Source organism: Xylanibacter brevis P6B11 (genome assembly GCF_000621825.1).
Taxonomy (GTDB): Bacteria; Bacteroidota; Bacteroidia; order Bacteroidales; family Bacteroidaceae; genus Prevotella; species Prevotella brevis.
Genome location: NZ_JHXG01000008.1, coordinates 201378 through 220296 on the forward strand (window position 1 = coordinate 201378; position 18919 = coordinate 220296).

13 protein-coding genes are annotated in these 18919 nt (G+C 45.2%); 12 read left to right on the forward strand and 1 reads right to left on the reverse strand.

Annotated features, from left to right (window positions below; genetic code table 11):
- From abc-f to T496_RS0105060, 12 genes are all read left to right on the forward strand, one after another.
- The gene (abc-f, locus tag T496_RS0105005; protein WP_027449774.1) at positions 1-1965 is read left to right on the forward strand and encodes a ribosomal protection-like ABC-F family protein; all 1965 of its coding nucleotides are present in this window, start codon (positions 1-3) and stop codon (positions 1963-1965) included.
- 28 nt (positions 1966-1993) lie between these two features.
- A complete protein-coding gene (locus T496_RS0105010) occupies positions 1994-4033 on the forward strand; it encodes a M13 family metallopeptidase (protein ID WP_027449775.1) in 2040 nt (679 codons plus the stop codon).
- A 126-nt stretch (positions 4034-4159) separates the two neighbouring features.
- The gene (locus T496_RS0105015; RefSeq protein ID WP_027449776.1) at positions 4160-5077 is read left to right on the forward strand and encodes a double zinc ribbon domain-containing protein; all 918 of its coding nucleotides are present in this window, start codon (positions 4160-4162) and stop codon (positions 5075-5077) included.
- Positions 5074-8190 carry a serine/threonine protein kinase gene (locus tag T496_RS0105020; protein WP_081783554.1) on the forward strand — a complete coding sequence of 1039 codons (3117 nt, stop codon included), beginning with the start codon at positions 5074-5076 and terminating at the stop codon, positions 8188-8190. The genes T496_RS0105015 and T496_RS0105020 overlap by 4 nt, the downstream gene beginning before the upstream one ends.
- A gap of 2 nt (positions 8191-8192) precedes the next feature.
- A complete protein-coding gene (locus T496_RS0105025; RefSeq protein WP_044110657.1) occupies positions 8193-11507 on the forward strand; it encodes an AAA family ATPase in 3315 nt (1104 codons plus the stop codon).
- Positions 11504-12109, forward strand: a complete 606-nt coding sequence (locus T496_RS0105030; protein WP_081778512.1) for an FHA domain-containing protein — start codon at positions 11504-11506, stop codon at positions 12107-12109. Before T496_RS0105025 ends, T496_RS0105030 begins: the two co-directional genes overlap by 4 nt.
- An 8-nt stretch (positions 12110-12117) precedes the next feature.
- Complete coding sequence (locus T496_RS0105035) at positions 12118-12864, forward strand: PP2C family protein-serine/threonine phosphatase (RefSeq protein ID WP_027449780.1); 747 nt, start codon at positions 12118-12120, stop codon at positions 12862-12864.
- 16 nt (positions 12865-12880) lie between these two features.
- On the forward strand, positions 12881-13798 hold the full coding sequence (metA, locus tag T496_RS0105040; protein ID WP_027449781.1) for a homoserine O-acetyltransferase MetA: 918 nt from the start codon (positions 12881-12883) through the stop codon (positions 13796-13798).
- Positions 13798-15657, forward strand: a complete 1860-nt coding sequence (locus tag T496_RS0105045; RefSeq protein WP_027449782.1) for a peptidase U32 family protein — start codon at positions 13798-13800, stop codon at positions 15655-15657. The genes metA and T496_RS0105045 overlap by 1 nt, the downstream gene beginning before the upstream one ends.
- Entirely contained in the window at positions 15650-16633 is a 984-nt protein-coding gene (locus tag T496_RS0105050) for a zinc ribbon domain-containing protein (RefSeq protein ID WP_231478006.1), read from the forward strand. Before T496_RS0105045 ends, T496_RS0105050 begins: the two co-directional genes overlap by 8 nt.
- Before the next feature lie 422 nt (positions 16634-17055).
- Complete coding sequence (locus T496_RS13510) at positions 17056-17409, forward strand: hypothetical protein (protein WP_052342084.1); 354 nt, start codon at positions 17056-17058, stop codon at positions 17407-17409.
- Between the two features lie 27 nt (positions 17410-17436).
- Complete coding sequence (locus T496_RS0105060; RefSeq protein WP_027449784.1) at positions 17437-18345, forward strand: putative 2-dehydropantoate 2-reductase; 909 nt, start codon at positions 17437-17439, stop codon at positions 18343-18345.
- 61 nt (positions 18346-18406) lie between these two features.
- Here T496_RS0105060 and T496_RS0105065 read toward each other — a convergent pair whose 3' ends face one another.
- The gene (locus tag T496_RS0105065) at positions 18407-18811 is read right to left on the reverse strand and encodes a DUF3127 domain-containing protein (protein ID WP_027449785.1); all 405 of its coding nucleotides are present in this window, start codon (positions 18809-18811) and stop codon (positions 18407-18409) included.
- Between the last annotated feature and the right edge of the window lie 108 nt (positions 18812-18919).

An 18919-nucleotide genomic window follows, 5' to 3' on the forward strand; every position in this document is an offset into this window, starting at 1 on the left:
ATGATTTCTGTTGAGAATTTAAAAGTAGAATTTGGCGTCAAGCCATTGTTTTCAGATGTAAGTTTTGTGGTCAACGATCGCGACCGCATTGCCTTGGTGGGTAAGAATGGTGCAGGTAAATCGACCATGTTGAAAATGCTGTGTGGGCTGGAACATCCCACGGCAGGACAGGTTAGTGTACCTACAGATACTACCATTGGATATCTGCCTCAGGTCATGGTGCTTCAGGATAATACGACTGTTAGGGAAGAGGCTCAGAAAGCCTTTGCCGACATTCAGAAAATAGCAGCTCGTATAGAACGTATGGAAAAACAACTCAACGAACGCACTGATTATGAGAGCGAAGAATACATGGCGCTCGTTGAGAAATTTTCCAGTGAACATGAGCGCTATCAAATGTTGGGGGCCGAGGGATACGAGGCTGAGATAGAACGAACGCTGATGGGACTTGGCTTTGAGCGTTCGGATTTAGATCGTCCTACGCGTGAGTTCTCGGGTGGTTGGCGAATGCGTATAGAATTGGCCAAGATACTGCTTCGACGTCCTGATGTGTTGTTGCTTGATGAGCCAACTAACCATCTGGATATTAATTCTATCCAGTGGCTGGAACAATTCCTCACTCAGTCGTCGAGTGCAGTTGTGCTGGTTAGTCACGACCGTGCCTTTATTAATAATGTCACGAACCGTACGCTAGAGATTTCTTGTGGTAAAGTAGTAGATTATCGTGTAAAGTATAACGAGTACGTCACGCTGCGCAAGGAACGTCGTGAACAGCAGATGCGTGCCTACGAAAACCAACAGAAGGAAATCAGTGAAATGAAAGCCTTCATTGAGCGTTTCCGTTACCAGGCAACTAAAGCTGTACAGGTGCAGCAGAAGGTGAAACAGCTAGAAAAAATAGTCCCTATTGAGATAGATGAGGTCGATAATTCGGCCTTACACTTGAAGTTCCCCCCCTGCCTACGCAGTGGTGACTATCCCGTCATTTGTGAGGACGTAAAAAAAGCATATGACCACGTGGTCTTTGACCATGTTAATCTCACAATAAAACGTGGGGAAAAGGTGGCTTTTGTAGGTAAGAACGGAGAGGGTAAATCAACGCTTGTGAAATGTATCATGGGCGAGATTCCCTTTGAAGGAAACTTGAAGGTGGGGCATAATGTGCAAATCGGTTATTTTGCTCAGAACCAAGCACAGTTACTGGATGAATCGTTGACGGTGTTCCAGACCATTGATTATGTGGCTAAGGGTGAAGTTCGTCTCAAGATTAACGATATACTGGGCGCCTTCATGTTTGGTGGTGAGGCTGGTGATAAGCGCGTAAAGGTGTTGAGTGGTGGTGAGCGTAGTCGTCTAGCTATGATTCGCCTCTTACTTGAACCTGTCAATCTGCTTATTCTTGATGAGCCTACCAATCACTTGGATATGGCCTCAAAAGATGTTTTGAAAGAAGCAATCAAGGCATTTGATGGTACGGCTATTGTGGTTAGTCACGATAGAGAGTTCCTAGATGGCTTAGTGGATAAGGTCTATGAGTTTGGCGGTGGTAAGGTGCGTGAACACTTGGGCGGTATTTATGATTTCTTGCGATCAAAGGATCTTCAGACTGAGGCAAAGGGCGACACAATAGACGCTTATTTTGAAAAAGGAAAGAAAACTAAGGAAACAGCGAAGACCACCGAGATTCCATCGACAACAGTAAAGTCCGTTTCGTATGCAGCACATAAGGAACTGCAAAAACAATTAAAGAAAGCCGAACGTGCCGTGGAAGATAGTGAAAAGAAAATCAGTAAGTTTGAGCAGCGCCTAAAGGAATTAGATACTCTTTTGTGTGATCCCAAGAACGCCGCCGATATGACTCTAGTTACGGAATATACCGATATTAAGAAAGGATTGGACGAAGAGGTGGAGCGCTGGGAAAGACTCTCTGAAGAACTAGAACAATTACAAGCTAATCAATCATAAAGAGTTATTATTTATATTTTTAAAAAACATGGAATTTAAAAGTTTATTTACTATGATGACATTGACGCTAATGTCTATGACATGTAGCGCACAGGGCTCTCTAAGCTCTGGTATTGATCCCGGGAATATGGATAAGAGTGTGAAACCTGTAGACGATTTCTATCAGTATGCATGCGGTGGTTGGATGACTAAGAATCCGCTGCCTGCCGCCTATTCACGATTTGGTTCTTTTGACATGATCGGTGAAGAGAATAACAAACGTGTGAATGGTATTCTGGATGAGTTGTTAAAGGGTAATTATAAGAAGGGCTCAATCGAGCAGAAGCTAAGTGATCTGTACAAGTTGGCAATGGATGCTGAGCGTCGCAATAAGGAGGGTGTGACACCTGCCATGACTCTTATTGAACAACTCGAGAAGGCAAAAACCGTGGCTCAACTCTTTCAGGTTCAACTCTCTATGGCACCTTATGGTGATTCAGAATTTTTCAATGCTTACATAGGCGCTGACGAAAAGAATGCGGCTCAGAATATTCTGCAGCTTTCACAGGGTGGCATCTCACTTGGTGATAAGAGCTATTACCTGGAGAATGATGCTGAGACAGTTAAAATTAGAGAGGCTTATAAGAATCATATAACCAGAATGTTCCAACTTTTTGGCTTTAGTAAGTCTACTGCCAGAAAGAAGATGAACAACGTGATTCGAATTGAGACTGCACTAGCCAAGGTGTCACGTTCAAAGACGGATTTGCGTAATCCTCAGTTGAACTATCATAAAATGTCATTAAAAACGTTCAATGAGAATTATCCAAATCTTAAATTAGAAAAAGTGGTAAATGCCAGTGGACTTGATTCTAAGTATTGTCAGGAACTGGTGGTTGGTCAGCCTGAATTCTTTGCCGGTGTTAATGCCCTGTTGGGAACAATGAAGGCTGCTGAATATCGTGACTATATGGAGTGGGGGTATATCCTTGCTGCATCAAACTATCTGGACGACAAAACACAGCAGGAGAACTTTGAGTTCTTCGGAAAGGTGATGTCTGGTCGAAAGGAAGATCATCCTTTGTGGCGTCGTGCAACCCAGCAGTTGCAGAGTCAGATGGGACAGGCACTGGGTCGTATTTATGTCGAGAAGTACTTCCCCGCTTCGTCTAAAGAGCGTATGGTTCGTCTGATTAAGAATCTGCAGATTGCCCTTGGTGAGCGTATTGCAGCACAGGATTGGATGAGTGATGCTACCAAGGTGAACGCAATGCTGAAGCTGAACACGTTCTATGTTAAAGTCGGTTATCCTGATAAGTGGATTGATATGAGTCAACTGACTATCGATCCTGATAAGTCTTATTTCGATAATATCTTGGCTTGCCGTAAGTTCTGGAATAGCTACCAGATAGAGCATTCTGCAGGTAAACCAGTTGATCGCGATGACTGGCATATGTTCCCGCAGACAGTTAATGCCTATTATAATCCCACTACCAATGAGATTTGTTTCCCAGCAGGTATCTTGCAGGGTTGCTTCTTCGATCCTGAAGCTGATGATGCCTTTAACTATGGCGCCATTGGTGTGGTGATTGGTCATGAGATGACTCACGGATTTGACGATCAGGGTCGCCAATATGATAAAGACGGTAATATGAACGACTGGTGGGCCGAGAAAGATGGTGATCTCTTTAAGGAGCGTGCCAATCAGTATGCTAATTTCTTTTCTTCAATCAAGGTGCTGCCCGACCTGAATGCCAATGGCCAGTTTACATTGGGCGAGAACTTAGCTGATCATGGTGGTTTGCAGGTTGCTTATGCAGCATTTAAGAATGCAACCAAGAATAATCCACTTCCTGTGATTGATGGTCTTACACCAGACCAGCGATTCTTTATAGCTTATGCAGGTGTATGGGCTGGTAATATCACTGAGGCTGAGATCAGAAACCGTACAAAGAATGACCCTCATTCACTGGGTAGATGGCGCGTGAATGGTGCTTTGAAACACATTGATGCATGGTACGAGGTCTTTGGCGTGAAGCCTGGTGACGCTATGTTTATTCCAAAGGAGCAGCGTTTGCAACTGTGGTAATTAGAAACTTAAATTAAGTAAAGTCCTTAAACTTTGAATTTTTTTGAAAGTTTAAGGACTTTATTTTTGGTAATATAAAATATACTACGTATCTTTGCAGAAGATTTTAGCTAAGATACAAAAACCATGATTACAAACGATCAGACGCAAGGTGGTGAAAGACCCATGCGTGAACAATCTATGAGTTGGGAAACGTCTGGTGGTATGCAAATGCAAATGCAGCAGAATACCATTCAGGGTGTTCCTTGTCCAAAATGTGGAACCATAAACGAGCCCGATGCTATGTATTGCGCTTCGTGCGGAGCACTGATGCGCATGGATATCTGTCCAAACTGTGGCGCACAGATTGATCCCGAAGCAGACTATTGTGAGGCGTGTCATCACTATATACGCACCGATGTGTGTTCCTTCTGTGGCGCACACCTTTCTGAGTTTGAGGGCTATTGTCCTGAGTGCGGTTCGCCAAGAGGCGGTATTGTATGTCCTACTTGCCATACGATGAACGATTTCGCATTTTGCAAACAGTGTGGAATGCCACTTACGGAAGAGGCTCGTCAACTTGTCGCCCAATTAAAAGATATCCCAGAATATAAAGAGTTAATGTCGTTGGCTCGTGAATATAGCGAATTGGAAATGAGGTTGCCATATAACACTGAGCGTGACGCTTTGCGTGATAAGGAGTGCCAGGAATTGCGTGATAGAATATTGCGCTTGCTGGCGCAAGACGATGGTATCCAAAATCCAGTTATACCCGAGCCTAAAAATCAGCGCATGAGTAAAGAGGAGCTGACTGCGATGAAGCGTCGTAAGCTTGAACAGATTGCCGAGATGCTTGACCAAATGTCGATTCCTCCCCAGCAATCACCTGCTAAAGTGCGCAATTTCGCTATGGCGCAGAAACCCTCGGGTGTACGTTTGGCATGGCGCTGCAATTATAAGAATGCCATGCACTCAAGTCCTTGTGGATGCGCAAAGCCTCAGATGGGAGGTAAGTGGATTGTATTGGGACACAATTCTAAGCAGGAAATCAAAGACGACAAATGATGACAGACAATCAGTGGGATAAAACAACCCGAATGATCGATAATACAGCAAGTGCGAGCAATGATGCCGACTATGCTGGAGATAGAACCTTAAAAGCGCCGTCATCCATGATGGCGGCAGCTCAGAGTAATGACGAGCCAGACTACGAAAGTACGAGACGCTCGGACATGTCGTTTGCACCTCAGGAATCCGAAGAGTCGCTTGCTGGACATGTGTTCATGTTGAAAGGCGAGGGCTATCGCGAGGTGAAGTGCTTGAGCGATAACTCAGGTGAGGCTCAGGTGTTTCTGGTTGAGAAAGACGGCAAAGAGTTTGTGCTGAAGGTCTATTATCCAAATTTTGATGTTGATAAGAAATTGCTGCAGACCATTCGCTCATTTCATTTCGAGATGATTGTTCGGCTCTTTGACTATGGTAAGACCTATGTTGAAGGTAAAAACCGAAATTATGAGTTGATGGAGTATCTGCGTGGCGGCACACTGAAAGACCTTCGTATAGAGGGTAATTTTAATCGTTTCCGTCGTCTCGTATTGCAGGCTGCAGGTGCTTTGGCCTATTGTCATAAGAATAATATACTGCACAAAGATATTAAGCCCACTAACTTCTTTTTCCGTGATGAGTCTCAGCAGGAACTTGTGTTGGGTGACTTTGGTATCTCTTCATTGCAGACCAACGGCAGCAATACGTTTCGCACAACCCAAGCACGTACGCCAATTTATGCTGCACCAGAGATGTATACAGACGTGATAGACGGTGAAGTGGAGATTACTCCTGCTGCCGATTTCTATTCGTTGGGTATGACACTCTTTGCTGCTTGGCTTGGTGAGAACCCTATGAGTTCTAATGAGCGACTGATGATGCGCCAGAAGAATGAAGGACGTCTGCCGCGTATGGACGAGCTACCTGATCAGGTCAAGAAGTTGATTCAAGGTCTAACGTCTGTCAACAAGATGACACGCTGGGGATACGATGAGGTGGAGCGATGGTTCCTAGGCGAGGATGTAGCAGTGGACATCTCTTCTCCTTTCTTGCGCTATAAGAGCTTTATCGTTGATCCTGACCGCAACTTGGTGGCTGAGAATGTACATGAGTTGGTGCCAATGTTGCTGGAGAACGAACAACTTGGTAAAAACTATCTCTATAATGGGCGTATCGTGCAATGGCTCGAGGCATGCGGAAATACCAAGTTGTCGGCAGTAGTCAATGAGATAGTGACTCAGCGTTATCCCACTGATCAGCGTGCTGGACTTTATGCTTCGGCTTTTACCATGGACTCATCACAGCCTTACCGCGATATAAAGGGTGTTGCATGTGAGGATGTGCATAGCGTGGCTTTGTCGCTGTTATCTCATCGTGAGGAGTATTCTTTGATTTTGAAGAATGCAAATGATCCAGTGTTCATTTGGTTGGAGTCGCGTACGAAATGTCATGTGGACCGCTTGCGCTCTTATTTCAATGAGGATTGTGAGCCGCGCATTTCGTTGATGCGACTCGTTCTGGAGATTGATCCTGATATTCCATTCCTGACCCATCGGTCAACACTTAATATACAAGATATTGTTCAATACTTTGGCAATGCCGAACCAACTGAAGACGAGTGGCACTCGCTTTGCGACGGTCGATTGCTTTCATGGCTTTATGTTCATGAGGACATGGTTAAGTGTGACAATGTCATGAAAATGACAGCGGGTAAAGAATTCTCAATGGATTTGGCCTATAAGGTACTATACAGCGCTGATCGTACTGCAGCCTATGACCTGCGTGAGGCTCAGACGCCACAAGCTGTAGGTGATATACTGGCCAATCAGTTGAAACAATTGGAACATGTATCTGCAGATGAACTAGCTAACCAAATGTCAGCTTTTTCTAATACAGAAGATGGACGATTCTATTTCTTTGCAGAGATTCATGGATGGTATGACCTGCTCAACGAGGCTAAGCGTTGTTTTGACATGAACTCGGAAGAAAACCGTGAACGTTTAGGTGCTTACGACCTTCGCACTGCGCTGTACCGCTTCTGCCGTTCGTTAGGAGTTATTCCAACCTATCTGCTACCAAATGGAACTCTGTTGTCCGATGGAAAACAGTTGGATGCGAACCAAGTACCACAGATGCGCACCGAGATACGTAATGGAGCCTTGTCTCAGTGGCTGTCGGTGTTCTTCCACGAAGATCCTACTCGCGACTTCCAGGAAGAGTATAGCTATGAGCGTGAACTGGAGGCTTGGTTGATGGCAATAGGAAGCATCGATCCACAACAGTTCCATTATCGCCGTTTTGCAAAGGCTCGTGAAGATACTAAGGCTCGTATAGCAGAAGTGCGTCGTGAATGGAATGGTGCTCAATCACGCGAGAAGACGTTCATGGCCATTTATTATATTGTTTGTTTTATATGGGTTGTCATGGTTTTGTTTGTTGGTTTCTCGAACAAAGACTATGTGATGGCTCATCCTTATGTTACGATAGGATTACCCGTAGGCGGTATGACGGCTATTATAGTGGCTACGCGTTCCTATTTTAATGGTTATGGCTCAACGATTGCAGCCTTGTGGGGCATCGTAGGAGCTTTGACCGTGCTTATACCTATTTATACTTTAAGATTTGTATATACATCATTCCCTCAGCTTTTCACTGTTGCAGTGTTACTGTTGACGGGTGGATATATGGTGGTGTGTCATTACACAGATTTCCGCAAGGCACAACAGACTGACGCGAAGTTTGTGAACGACGTTTTGAAGCATGAAGATTTAAAGTCGGTGCTGATAGACCCACTTTACTATACCTTCAAAACACGATCCCATCGTTATAAAGGTTCAAAGTTTGGTTTGTTGGATAATGTGGCTGATCAGGTACACTCACTATCGGGTGAGACTGTGTTGCATTATATCCAATGGGCCATCATGATTCTTTTGTTGGTGGGTGAGTTTGTATTGTATAGTCCCTCGCTGATGAATATGAAGAATCCGGACCTTGGTAAAGGGTATATCAGCAATTTTGAGAATGTTGTTGGTACAGGCGACTTTAAAACAAAGTCAGAATCTGAAGAAGTACAACAACAAGAAGGGGAGGTTACAGAGAATAATGAATCATCAGAAAGCGAAGGAAACGAATAACTATGAAGTGCGAACATTGTCAAACTGAAAATAGAAGTAGCGCCAAGTTCTGTAAGCGCTGCGGACAGCCGCTCGTGGTGCAGAACGCACTCGACAAGCTGGTTGGCCTTGACGAGGTGAAGTCTCAGCTGAAGACGATTGTGGACACTTATTCCTTCTTACGAACTCGTAAGGATATTGCCAGTGTGCGACTTTCGGTCAATGCAATCATCATTGGTGAGACAGGTACCGGTAAGACTATGCTTGCTAGCACTATTTGTGACTACTTCTGTCAGCATAAGATTATACAGTCGCCCAAGTTAACAATGGTAGATGCTGTCGATTTCCAGCGTTTCGTTGATCATTGGGACGAGAATATACAGAAAGCACAAGGAGGAATCTTATTCTTCGACAACGTGCAGAAGCTGCTGCCAGATAAGTATTCTAATCAGGTGAACCCGCTTGACAAGCTCTTTGTGGAGATGGATCATTGGAATGATGATCCTATTGTGGTAATGGCAGGCCTTCCTAAAGGATTAGATGACTTTTTGGAGAGTAATCCTGCGGTAAAGAACCGTTTCAAGTACACATTCAGACTTCCAACGCCAGGCTATCAAGAGCTTTGCGACATCGCACGTCAGGAGCTGCGTGTTAAGTATGGTATCGGTGTGTTCTCGGTTGAGGCAGAAAAACACCTCACGCGTTTCTTTAAGTATCAAATTAAGATTAAGGATGATACTTTCGGTAATGCGCATGTAGCCATGAAGACGGCCGAAGATATCTTTACTTCGTTTATAAGTAGAGGTGCTCAGGCTGCCTGTGTCGAGCGCGATGATATTAAGGGTTATGTGCCCGAAGAGCGGTCATTAGATGATATCCTCCACGACCTTGATACGTTCATTGGTATGGACGAAGTGAAACAGACCGTCAAAGAGATTGCCTATTCTGTTCAAAACAATATGCAGCGTGTTGAGCGTGGCTTAGGGCTGCAAGACAAGATGTCTATGCATATTGTCTTGACGGGTAATCCTGGTACTGGTAAGACAACCATAGCGCGTAAGTTGGGCGAGATTCTAGCATCAATTGGCTATCTCGATTCTGGACATGTTGTCGAAGTGGATCGTTCAAAGATGGTGTCACAGTATCAGGGCGAGACGCCCAAGGTGGTCAACCAGCTCTGTGACAAGGCTATGGGTGGAATCTTGTTTGTGGATGAAGCTTATACGTTGGCACCGGTCAGTCAGTCTGGAGAACGTGACAACCAAGGCGCACAGGCTCTGGAGACGCTGATGAAACGCATGGAGGACGACCGTGGCAAGTTTGTGGTCATCGCTGCCGGCTATCGCACCGAGATGGAGAACCTGTTCCGTGTGAACCCGGGCATGCGCAGCCGTTTCACCTACTTCCTCAATATTGAAGACTATACCCCCGAGGAACTGTTCAGTATATTATCTGTTTTTGCCAAGGATAAACAGTATATATTTAACCCTGAGGCCGAGGAACTGACACGCAAGGTTATCAGCGATATGTACCAACAGCGTGACAAGGACTTTGCTAATGGTCGTACGATGCGTTCACTCTTCGACCAAATCTGTAAACGTCAAGCTAAGCGATTGCAGACGGGCGATATCATTACGATGTCAAACGAAGAATTAATAACCATCTGTAAGGAGGATATCCCATACGAAGCACCTAAGGAGGTTGACTACACCGAGTGCCTTAAGAAATTTGAAGGTATGGTGGGTCTTGATGCTGTTAAGAAGGAGATTACAAACTTGGCATCATACCTGAATTTGCAGGTGAAACGTGGCGAAGGCAATACTTTCCAAGGAAAGCACTATGTCTTCACGGGTAATCCCGGTACGGGTAAGACCACAGTAGCCAGAATTATGGCTGATGTGTTCCGCTCGCTGGGTATTCTGACCCGCGGACAGCTGGTAGAAGCTGACCGTTCGAAACTGGTGGCTGGCTATAGTGGTCAGACGGCCATTAAGACTAATCAGTTGATAGATTCTGCCATTGGTGGTGTGCTGTTTATAGATGAGGCTTATACACTTAAATCGTCAGATGGCGACACCTTTGGTTCAGAAGCCATTGATACCTTGTTGAAACGTTTGGAGGATGATCGTGGCAAATTTATCTGTATTGTGGCTGGATATACCGACCAAATGCACGACTTTATTGATTCGAACCCAGGTTTGAAGAGTCGATTCACACAGACCATTCACTTCGATGATTATAAGCCAGAGGAATTGACACAGATATTCGGACATCTGGCTGCAGAGAAGCAATTCACCATCGACGAGGAGACACAAGGTGCTATTCAGCGAATGTTCGAACAGCTATACTTGCGACGCGATAAGAACTTCGGCAACGCTCGTGAGGCACGCCGCGTGTTTAATGAGGCCGTGGAGAAACAAAGTCAGCGCCTAGTGCAGCAGATGAACACACCTGGCTTCCAAGAGGAAGATATGTTCAAGTTGACCATTGCGGATCTACCAATGACGCAGAGTCAGGCAGCACGTCCGCTCGACGAGGTACTCAACGAGTTGGATATGTTTATCGGCATGCGTTCTGTTAAGGATAACATTCGCCGCTTGGCCGTGCAGAGCATGTTCATGAAGCAGCGTGCGGCTATGGGAGCTGGCAAGGTGCAGCAGATGGCCATGAACTTCGTGTTGACAGGTAACCCTGGTACCGGTAAGACCTCTATTGCTCGTAAGATGGGTGAGATCCTCCAAGCTATGGATATCCTAAGTACTTCTCATGTAGTTGAAGCTAGTCGAGCAACACTGGTGGGAAAGTATATGGGAGAAACTCCTAAGATTGTAAATGCCATGTGTGACAAGGCGATGGGTGGTATCTTGTTTATCGATGAGGCCTACACGCTGAGCGACCAAAACGACCAATATGGTAAGGAAGCCGTTGAGACACTGATGAAGCGCATGGAGGATGACCGTGGTAAATTTGTGGTCATTGCTGCAGGATATAAAAACAAGATGGACGAGTTCTTGATGTTGAACGCAGGACTTGCAAGTCGTTTCACTCACCGTTTGCACATCGATGACTATACGAATGACGAGCTGCTGGAAATCTTCAAGAAGATGGCAGAGAAGGATCAGTACATCTTGTCGCCAGCAGCAGAGTTCAAGGCGTTAGATATTATCAGTCGCATGGTGATGTCAAAGGACGAAACCTTTGGTAATGCGCGCGAAATGCGCAATATGCTAGATGAAACCATTCAGCAGCTATCTATGCGTGTGTCGCAGATGTCGCCTGAGCAGATTACAAAGGAAACATATCAGTTAATTTTACCTGAAGATATTAAAGAAAGATGATTATTTGCCCAAATTGCAAGGAAGAAATAGATGATGATTCCCACTACTGTGATCAGTGCGGACAGCCTTTGGCTTACTGTGAGCGTTGTGGTAGAGTGGGGATGGGACGTCGTTGTACGGCCTGTGGTGGACTGATGATATCAGCCGATGAATATCAGCGCCGCATTACGAACAATGGTCTTTTTACATCGTCAACGTCTATTAGCTATATGTCGATGTCAATACCATCGAACAATGGTGGTGCTGGAGCTCATCCCTATGTGGCACCAGCTGCAGGCATATCGTCACGACCAGTGGCAGGTGTACCGCAGATGGTTCTTTTTAATGATTCGCTAAACATACGTATCATAGCAGAGGATGGAGCTATAATTGGTCGTCGAGAAGGTCCTTATGCCCAGCTTCTTAAGCAACATAAGTATGTGTCGGGCGTTCATGCACAGTTGCGTTATAAGCCTGGCATGGGCTGGTGTGTAGCAGACCGTAACTCGTCTAACGGTACAAAGTTGAATGATCATCAGCTTCAGCCTGATGTCGAGATGTCATTGAAAAACGATGATATTTTGACTATTGCTAATGTCAGTTTACAAGTAAAGATTTATTAATTAAATACATGACCATGAGACATTTGTTTATAACAGCTGCCAGTCATACAGGCTGTGTCAGAAGCAAGAATGAGGATATGGTTCTTGTTGGCGATTGGTGTGCGCGCAATGCCAAAGTGAGAAAAATTGTAACCCTTGAAAAAACCGATCGCTACCTCTGTTCTGTAGCCGATGGTATGGGTGGTTATAGTGGTGGAGATATTGCGAGTAAAGAGGTGCTAAATAATCTGCAGTTCTTTTACAGCGATATTCCTACCGGACTTAGTGATGAGGAGTTTCGTAAACTCTTTGACGATTGGTTGCGTAGCATCTCCATACAAATTAGTTCGCAGGGCCTGTCTAATAAAGAGTGTTCAGATATGGGAACCACTCTTGTGGCTTTCGCATATTATCAGGGCCAGTTTTATTGGATTAACTGTGGTGATAGTCGCTTGTATTTGCTCCATGATGGTCATCTACAGCAACTGACCACCGATCATACACTTAATTCTGCTCAGCATTCGGGCTATGTGACAAACTGTATTGGTGGCGGCAATAAGCACAGCTATATCGATATGGAAAACTTCACTAAGCAGTTTCACGATGGTGACACCCTGCTTCTTTGCAGCGATGGCCTTTCGGAAATGGTCAACGAAGAGAGCATTGCTCAGCTACTCAACGATGGTTTTGATGCAGATGCTTTGTGTATGGCTGCAGAAGATGCCGGTGGTATAGACAATGTCTCTGCCATCGTCATAAGAACACAAGATATATAATAGTAAGTAAAAAACTATGCCTCTTAAATTACCAGATAGACTTCCTGCCATAGACCTACTTAAGCAGGAAAATATTTTCGTGATGGATAACTCAAGGGCGCATGCACAGGATATTCGTCCGCTGCGTATTGTGATATTGAATCTGATGCCCTTGAAGATAACGACAGAAACCGATCTGATTCGTTTGCTATCAAATACCCCTTTGCAGATTGAAGTTAGCTTTATGAAACTGCGTAGTCATACGCCAAAGAACACCCCCATCGAACATATGATGATGTTCTATCGCGATTTTGAACTACTGCGCCACGAGAAGTTCGACGGCATGATTATCACTGGTGCTCCAGTAGAAGGTATGCCATTTGAGGAAGTAGGGTATTGGGATGAGATAACAGAAATCTTTAATTGGGCTCGCACACACGTGACGAGTACCTTATATATATGTTGGGCAGCTCAGGCAGGTTTGTATCACTATTATGGTGTACCAAAGTATCCTCTGCCCAAGAAAATGTTTGGTATCTTCGAACAGCATATTCTAGAACCACATCTTCCCATATTCCGTGGTTTCGATGATGTGTTCATGATGCCCCACAGCCGACATACAGAGATTCACCTCTCCGACATTCAGAAGCACGAGGAACTGCATGTGGTGGCTAACTCAGAAGATAGTGGTGTCAGCATCGTTATGGCACGTGGAGGCCGTGAGTTCTTCATCACAGGTCACATGGAGTATTCTCCCAATACGCTTGATAATGAATATAAACGTGACTTGGGCGTACGTGATGATGTAGATCTGCCTCGCAATTATTATCGCCATGATGATCCTTCGCAGGATCCTCTGGTAACATGGCGTGCGCATGCCAATCTTTTCTATAACAATTGGATCAACTATTACGTCTATCAAGAGACGCCATACGACATTAATCAAATTAAATAATGAGAGCACTTGAACTATTGGCTCCTGCCAAGAATCTGGAATACGGAAAAGCCGCCATAGATCATGGCGCTGATGCCGTTTATATTGGAGCTAGTCGTTTTGGCGCGCGTGTGGCTGCTGGTAATAGTTTGGAAGACATTGCTGAACTTTGTCGATATGCTCACTTGTATGGTGCCAAGGTCTATGTAACGGTCAATACGATTCTTTTCGACCAGGAAATCGAAGATACTCGACTTTTGCTGCATGGTCTTGAGCAGGCTCGTGTTGATGCCATCCTGGTACAGGATATGGCCGTGTTGCAGATCATGCACGATGAGGCAATTAAGGTGGCTGTACATGCCTCTACGCAGACCGACAACCGAACGGTAGAGAAGGTACAGTGGCTTAGTGATCTTGGCTTTCGTCGCGTGGTGCTGGCGCGTGAGTCGTCGCTTCGCGATATAGAAAACATTCATCAGAAGTTGCCTGACACAGAACTCGAAGTTTTTGTTCATGGTGCCCTGTGTGTAAGTTACTCAGGTCTCTGCTATGCGTCGCAGTACTGCTTCGACCGCAGTGCAAATCGTGGCGCATGTGCACAGTTTTGCAGGATGAAGTTCGATTTGGTCGATGCCAATGGGGTGGAGTGGGAGCATCAGCGCCACTTGCTATCATTGAAGGATATGAACCAACTGTCTAACCTTGAGGCCTTGGCTGATGCAGGTGCTACGTCGTTTAAGATTGAAGGTCGATTGAAGGATCTGTCGTATGTCAAGAATGTTACGGCTGCCTATAGTGAGGCCCTCAATCAGTTGGTGACGCGTCATCCTGAGCGCTATCAGCGAGCATCAAAAGGGCGCTGTACCTATACTTTCCGCCCCGACTTGAACCGCACGTTCAATCGTGGCTATACTACTTATTTCCTTGGTGACAAACGTCAACCCGTATGGTCGCCAAATACCCCCAAGGCACTTGGTGAATATGTCGGGAAGGTGAAGGAACTGCGCGGCAATTCATTTAATGTAGCAAGTGTTGCTGCCTTTGCCAATGGTGATGGACTCTGTTTCATCAACGAGCAGCGCGAGTTGGAAGGCTTTCGTGTTAACCGTGCCGAAGGCAACCGCCTATATCCGCTCAAGATGCCTCGTGGCTTGAAGCCAGGAAGTGCGCTCTATCGTAGTAATGATCAGCAGATGGAACGCCTTTTGGCAAAGCCTAGTGCCGAACGCAAGATACCTGTGGTGATGTCGCTCCATGCGACTGATAGTGGCTTCTCTTTGTCGATGGATGAAGTCGTTTCTTTTAATGAAAACGGTCATGTTTTGTCGAAAGAAGAAGTGGTGGCTACTATCGAAGCAGAACTCCAAGTGGCACAGAAACCACAACGTGAGAATATTGTCCGACAACTGGAAAAACTAGGTGGCACACCCTATGAGTGTGTAGAGGTACGATTGCCTGATGACTTCAACTATTTCATTCCAAGTAGTTTGTTGGCCAATCTGCGTCGTCAGGCAGTAACCCTGTTGCAACAACGTAGTGAGAACACAGCAGCTGCCACACCGTTGAAAGAGCTGCCCTTGCTGCCACCGCCGCCCTATAAGCGTAGCTACTCTTATAATGTATCTAACAGTTTATCTCGTTCGTTCTACGAACAGCGCGGTGTAAAGCCGGAGCCAGCCTTCGAGCTCCGTCAGCCTGCTGATGCCCAACTGATGCAATGTCGTCATTGCATTCGATTCTCGATGGGATATTGTGTCAAGCATGGTGGTAAGCGTCCCGAGTGGAAAGAGCCCCTGCGATTACGCTTGTCCGACGGCCGTGAGTTCCGATTGGAGTTTGATTGTGTACAATGTCAAATGAATGTTTATGCCGATGCGTAAGGTTGTATATCTTCTTCTAGTTCTATCTTTGACGTTCACTAGTTGTTATCGTCAAGAGGTGGAAACCTCTGATGCGTGGGAGTTGACCGACGATCAGTTGGACTCCATCTCCTTCTATACAACTCATCATTATACACGCAACTACAATTTCTTCGTGAAGGCCGATTCTGTGCAGCTTATCAATCAGCAGCCATCTGAGTATCTGAGTGGCATGCTGATAGATACATTCTCTGTGAAGAGAGGTGATCGCTTGGTTGTAGCCGATATTATGACAATGCCTTCAGATTCTATCGATTCTGTGTGGGTTCAGGTGGCTCGCGACCAGCTGACCATGGGGTGGACACACGAGAGTGAGCTGCTGAAGGGAGTGGAGCCAGATAATCCTATCTCGCAGTTTATTGATTCCTTCTCCGACACCCACCTGCTCATCTTTATGGCATTTCTTTCCTTGGTGGTAGCCACGTTCATTATTCGCCATCTTTATCGCAAACGTGCGCGTTTGGTGCATTTCAATGACATAGGTTCGTTCTATCCCACCGCTCTTGCACTCCTGGTGGCGTCGTCGGCCGTATTCTATAGTACCATACAATTAGCCGATCCCGATTCATGGCGCCACTACTACTATCATCCCACGCTCAATCCCTTTGCCGTTCCTCTTCACCTTGGACTTTTCCTGGCTTCAGTTTGGGCCATGCTGCTCATTGGTTTAGCTACGCTCGATGATATTCGTAGACATCTGTCCACCACAGAAGCATTTTTCTACTGCCTAGGTTTGGCTGGAGTTTGTGCCATTGATTATGTCGTGTTCAGCATCTCCACCTTATATTATATAGGATACCCATTGCTTGTAGTATATTATGTTTATGCTATCAGGTGCTATATTCACACCAGCAGGGCAAAGTACTTCTGTGGCCGTTGTGGTGCAGGACTGCAAGAAAAGGGCGTCTGTCCGCATTGTGGTGCGATGAATACCTAAATAATCCCAATTAAAAGTGCCGCTATTTGTTCTGAATAGTGGCACTTTTGTTTGCCGATAGTGCCACTATTCCGTCTTAATAGTGGCACTATAGCGTCTTTCGACTTAAGTCGTGAATTACCGAAGTGGTGCTTTTATGTCAGTAAAGTGTCATTATTAGGTTGGAAAAGAGCTCTTCTCAAGTCATGATACTTCTGGAAACTTCAACGGACAGCATGGCTTGCCGCTCCAACTAGGTGAAGATGTTTGCATGAAATTCCAAAGCATAAAAAAGAGACACTTTAATTTGCATATTCAGATGTAAATGCTTATTTTTGCAAACAGAAATACGCACTTACTTTTATTCAGAATGTAATTTCGTATGTTTGAAAAGCCAGCAAAACTGGACGAAGAGTATTTATATAAACTTTACTATTAACATTATGAAGAAACTATTTATGTTGATCCTGATGACTGTGGCATGTTGCACGGTTCAGGCCCAAAACGTAGTAACAGTTAAAGATGCTTCGAATATGACTGCCAAGGAACTGAAACAGGCAGCCAAAGAACAGAAGAAGAAAGAAAATGCCATCAAGGCAGAAGTGAAGGCTAAGGCTGCAGTTTTGAAGGCACAGAAGAAGTATCAAGCAGCACAAAAGGCAGCTGAAAAGGCAGCCAAGAAAGCTGAACAAGCTCAGAAGGCTGCTGAGAAAGCTTCTAATAAAGCCGAGAGTGCTCGTAAAGCTTACGAGAAGGCACAGGATAAACATGCCGATGCTGCTAAGGTCGTAGAATAACGTTTGCGCATCTCCTTATAGAATATCATGAAATATGCAATCATAGGAACAGGGGCCATTGGTGGTTACTATGGCGCCAAATTAGCATATAGTGGACAGGATGTTCACTTTCTGTTGCATAGTGACTATCAGTTCGTACGTGAACATGGTTTGCGTGTTCAGTCTTGCGACGGCTCTTTCCATTTACCTCATGTAAATGTATATCAGCGTACGGCAGATATGCCCCAGGTTGATGTGGTAATTGTGGGACTAAAGACCACTAATAATCATTTACTAGCAGAGATGTTGCCACCATTGCTTCATGAAAATACTGTCGTAGTGCTTATACAGAATGGCGTTGGTGTGGAGCAAGATGTTGAGCAAACCTTTCCTGGCATACAACTCGTTGCTGGTCTGGCTTTTATTTGTTCTGCTAAGACGGAGCCGGGTGTGGTCAATCATCAATGCTATGGACAGATAAACTTTGGCAACTATTCTTGTCGCAATGCACAAATGTTTAATAACCTGGTGGAGGAGTTTTGTTCGGCAGGTATCAAAGCCGGTGTGGTGGATTATACTGAAGCCCGTTGGCGTAAAGCCGTATGGAATATGCCGTTCAACGGCATGACAGTTGCCCTCAATACGCAAACCGACTGCTTGTTGAAGAACCCTTCTACGCGTGTACTCATCCGCGACTTGATGATGGAGGTTATTAGCGTCCCTATGGCACTAGGTATCAATGCCATCGGTGAAGACTTTGTAGATAAGATGATACAGATGACCGACGAGATGACACCCTATTCGCCCTCTATGAAACTCGATTTCGATTTCCATCGTCCTATGGAGATACAGTATCTTTATACGCGACCTATCGAAATAGCGCATAAGGCTGGCGTCCGATTGCCAAAGTTGGAAATGCTCGAGGCAGAACTCCGATTCATAGATTCACAACGATAAAAGGAAGAACCGAAAGGGCTCTTCCTTTTATCGATATTGTCGTATAGAACTATAGTTTCAATTAGAAGGGCAGGTCATCAGCCGTGCCTTCACCTGCGGGTTCCTGAGCAGGGGGGAAGGGAGCTGTAGCTGCAGAGTCAGCTCCGGGAGCTGCCTGAGGTGCGAATGGTGTTGCGGCGGGAATCTGGCCGGCTGCACCACGCTGTATGCTGTAAGCACGAATCTCGTTGAACCAGCGTCCGTTATACTCGTGAGCATCAATGTCAAACGATACGGTAATTTCCTCACCAGCCTGAATGTTGAACTGTTTGATGCGGTCCTCGCCAAATACGCGGAACATCATTTTGCGAGGATATTGTCCGGGTACTTCAATAACGTACTCCTGGCTCATCCAAGAGTTACCTGTACGAGCAGAAACACCGCTGTTTGCCTGAAGAATGGCAATCACTTTTCCTGTTAAATCCATTTCTATTGTTGATTATTTTAATTGGTTTTTTGCAAATTCGTTTGCGAAATTACTAAAAAAGATTGAAATCTCACAATTAATTAGCAATTATTTTGCTACTGACTAACT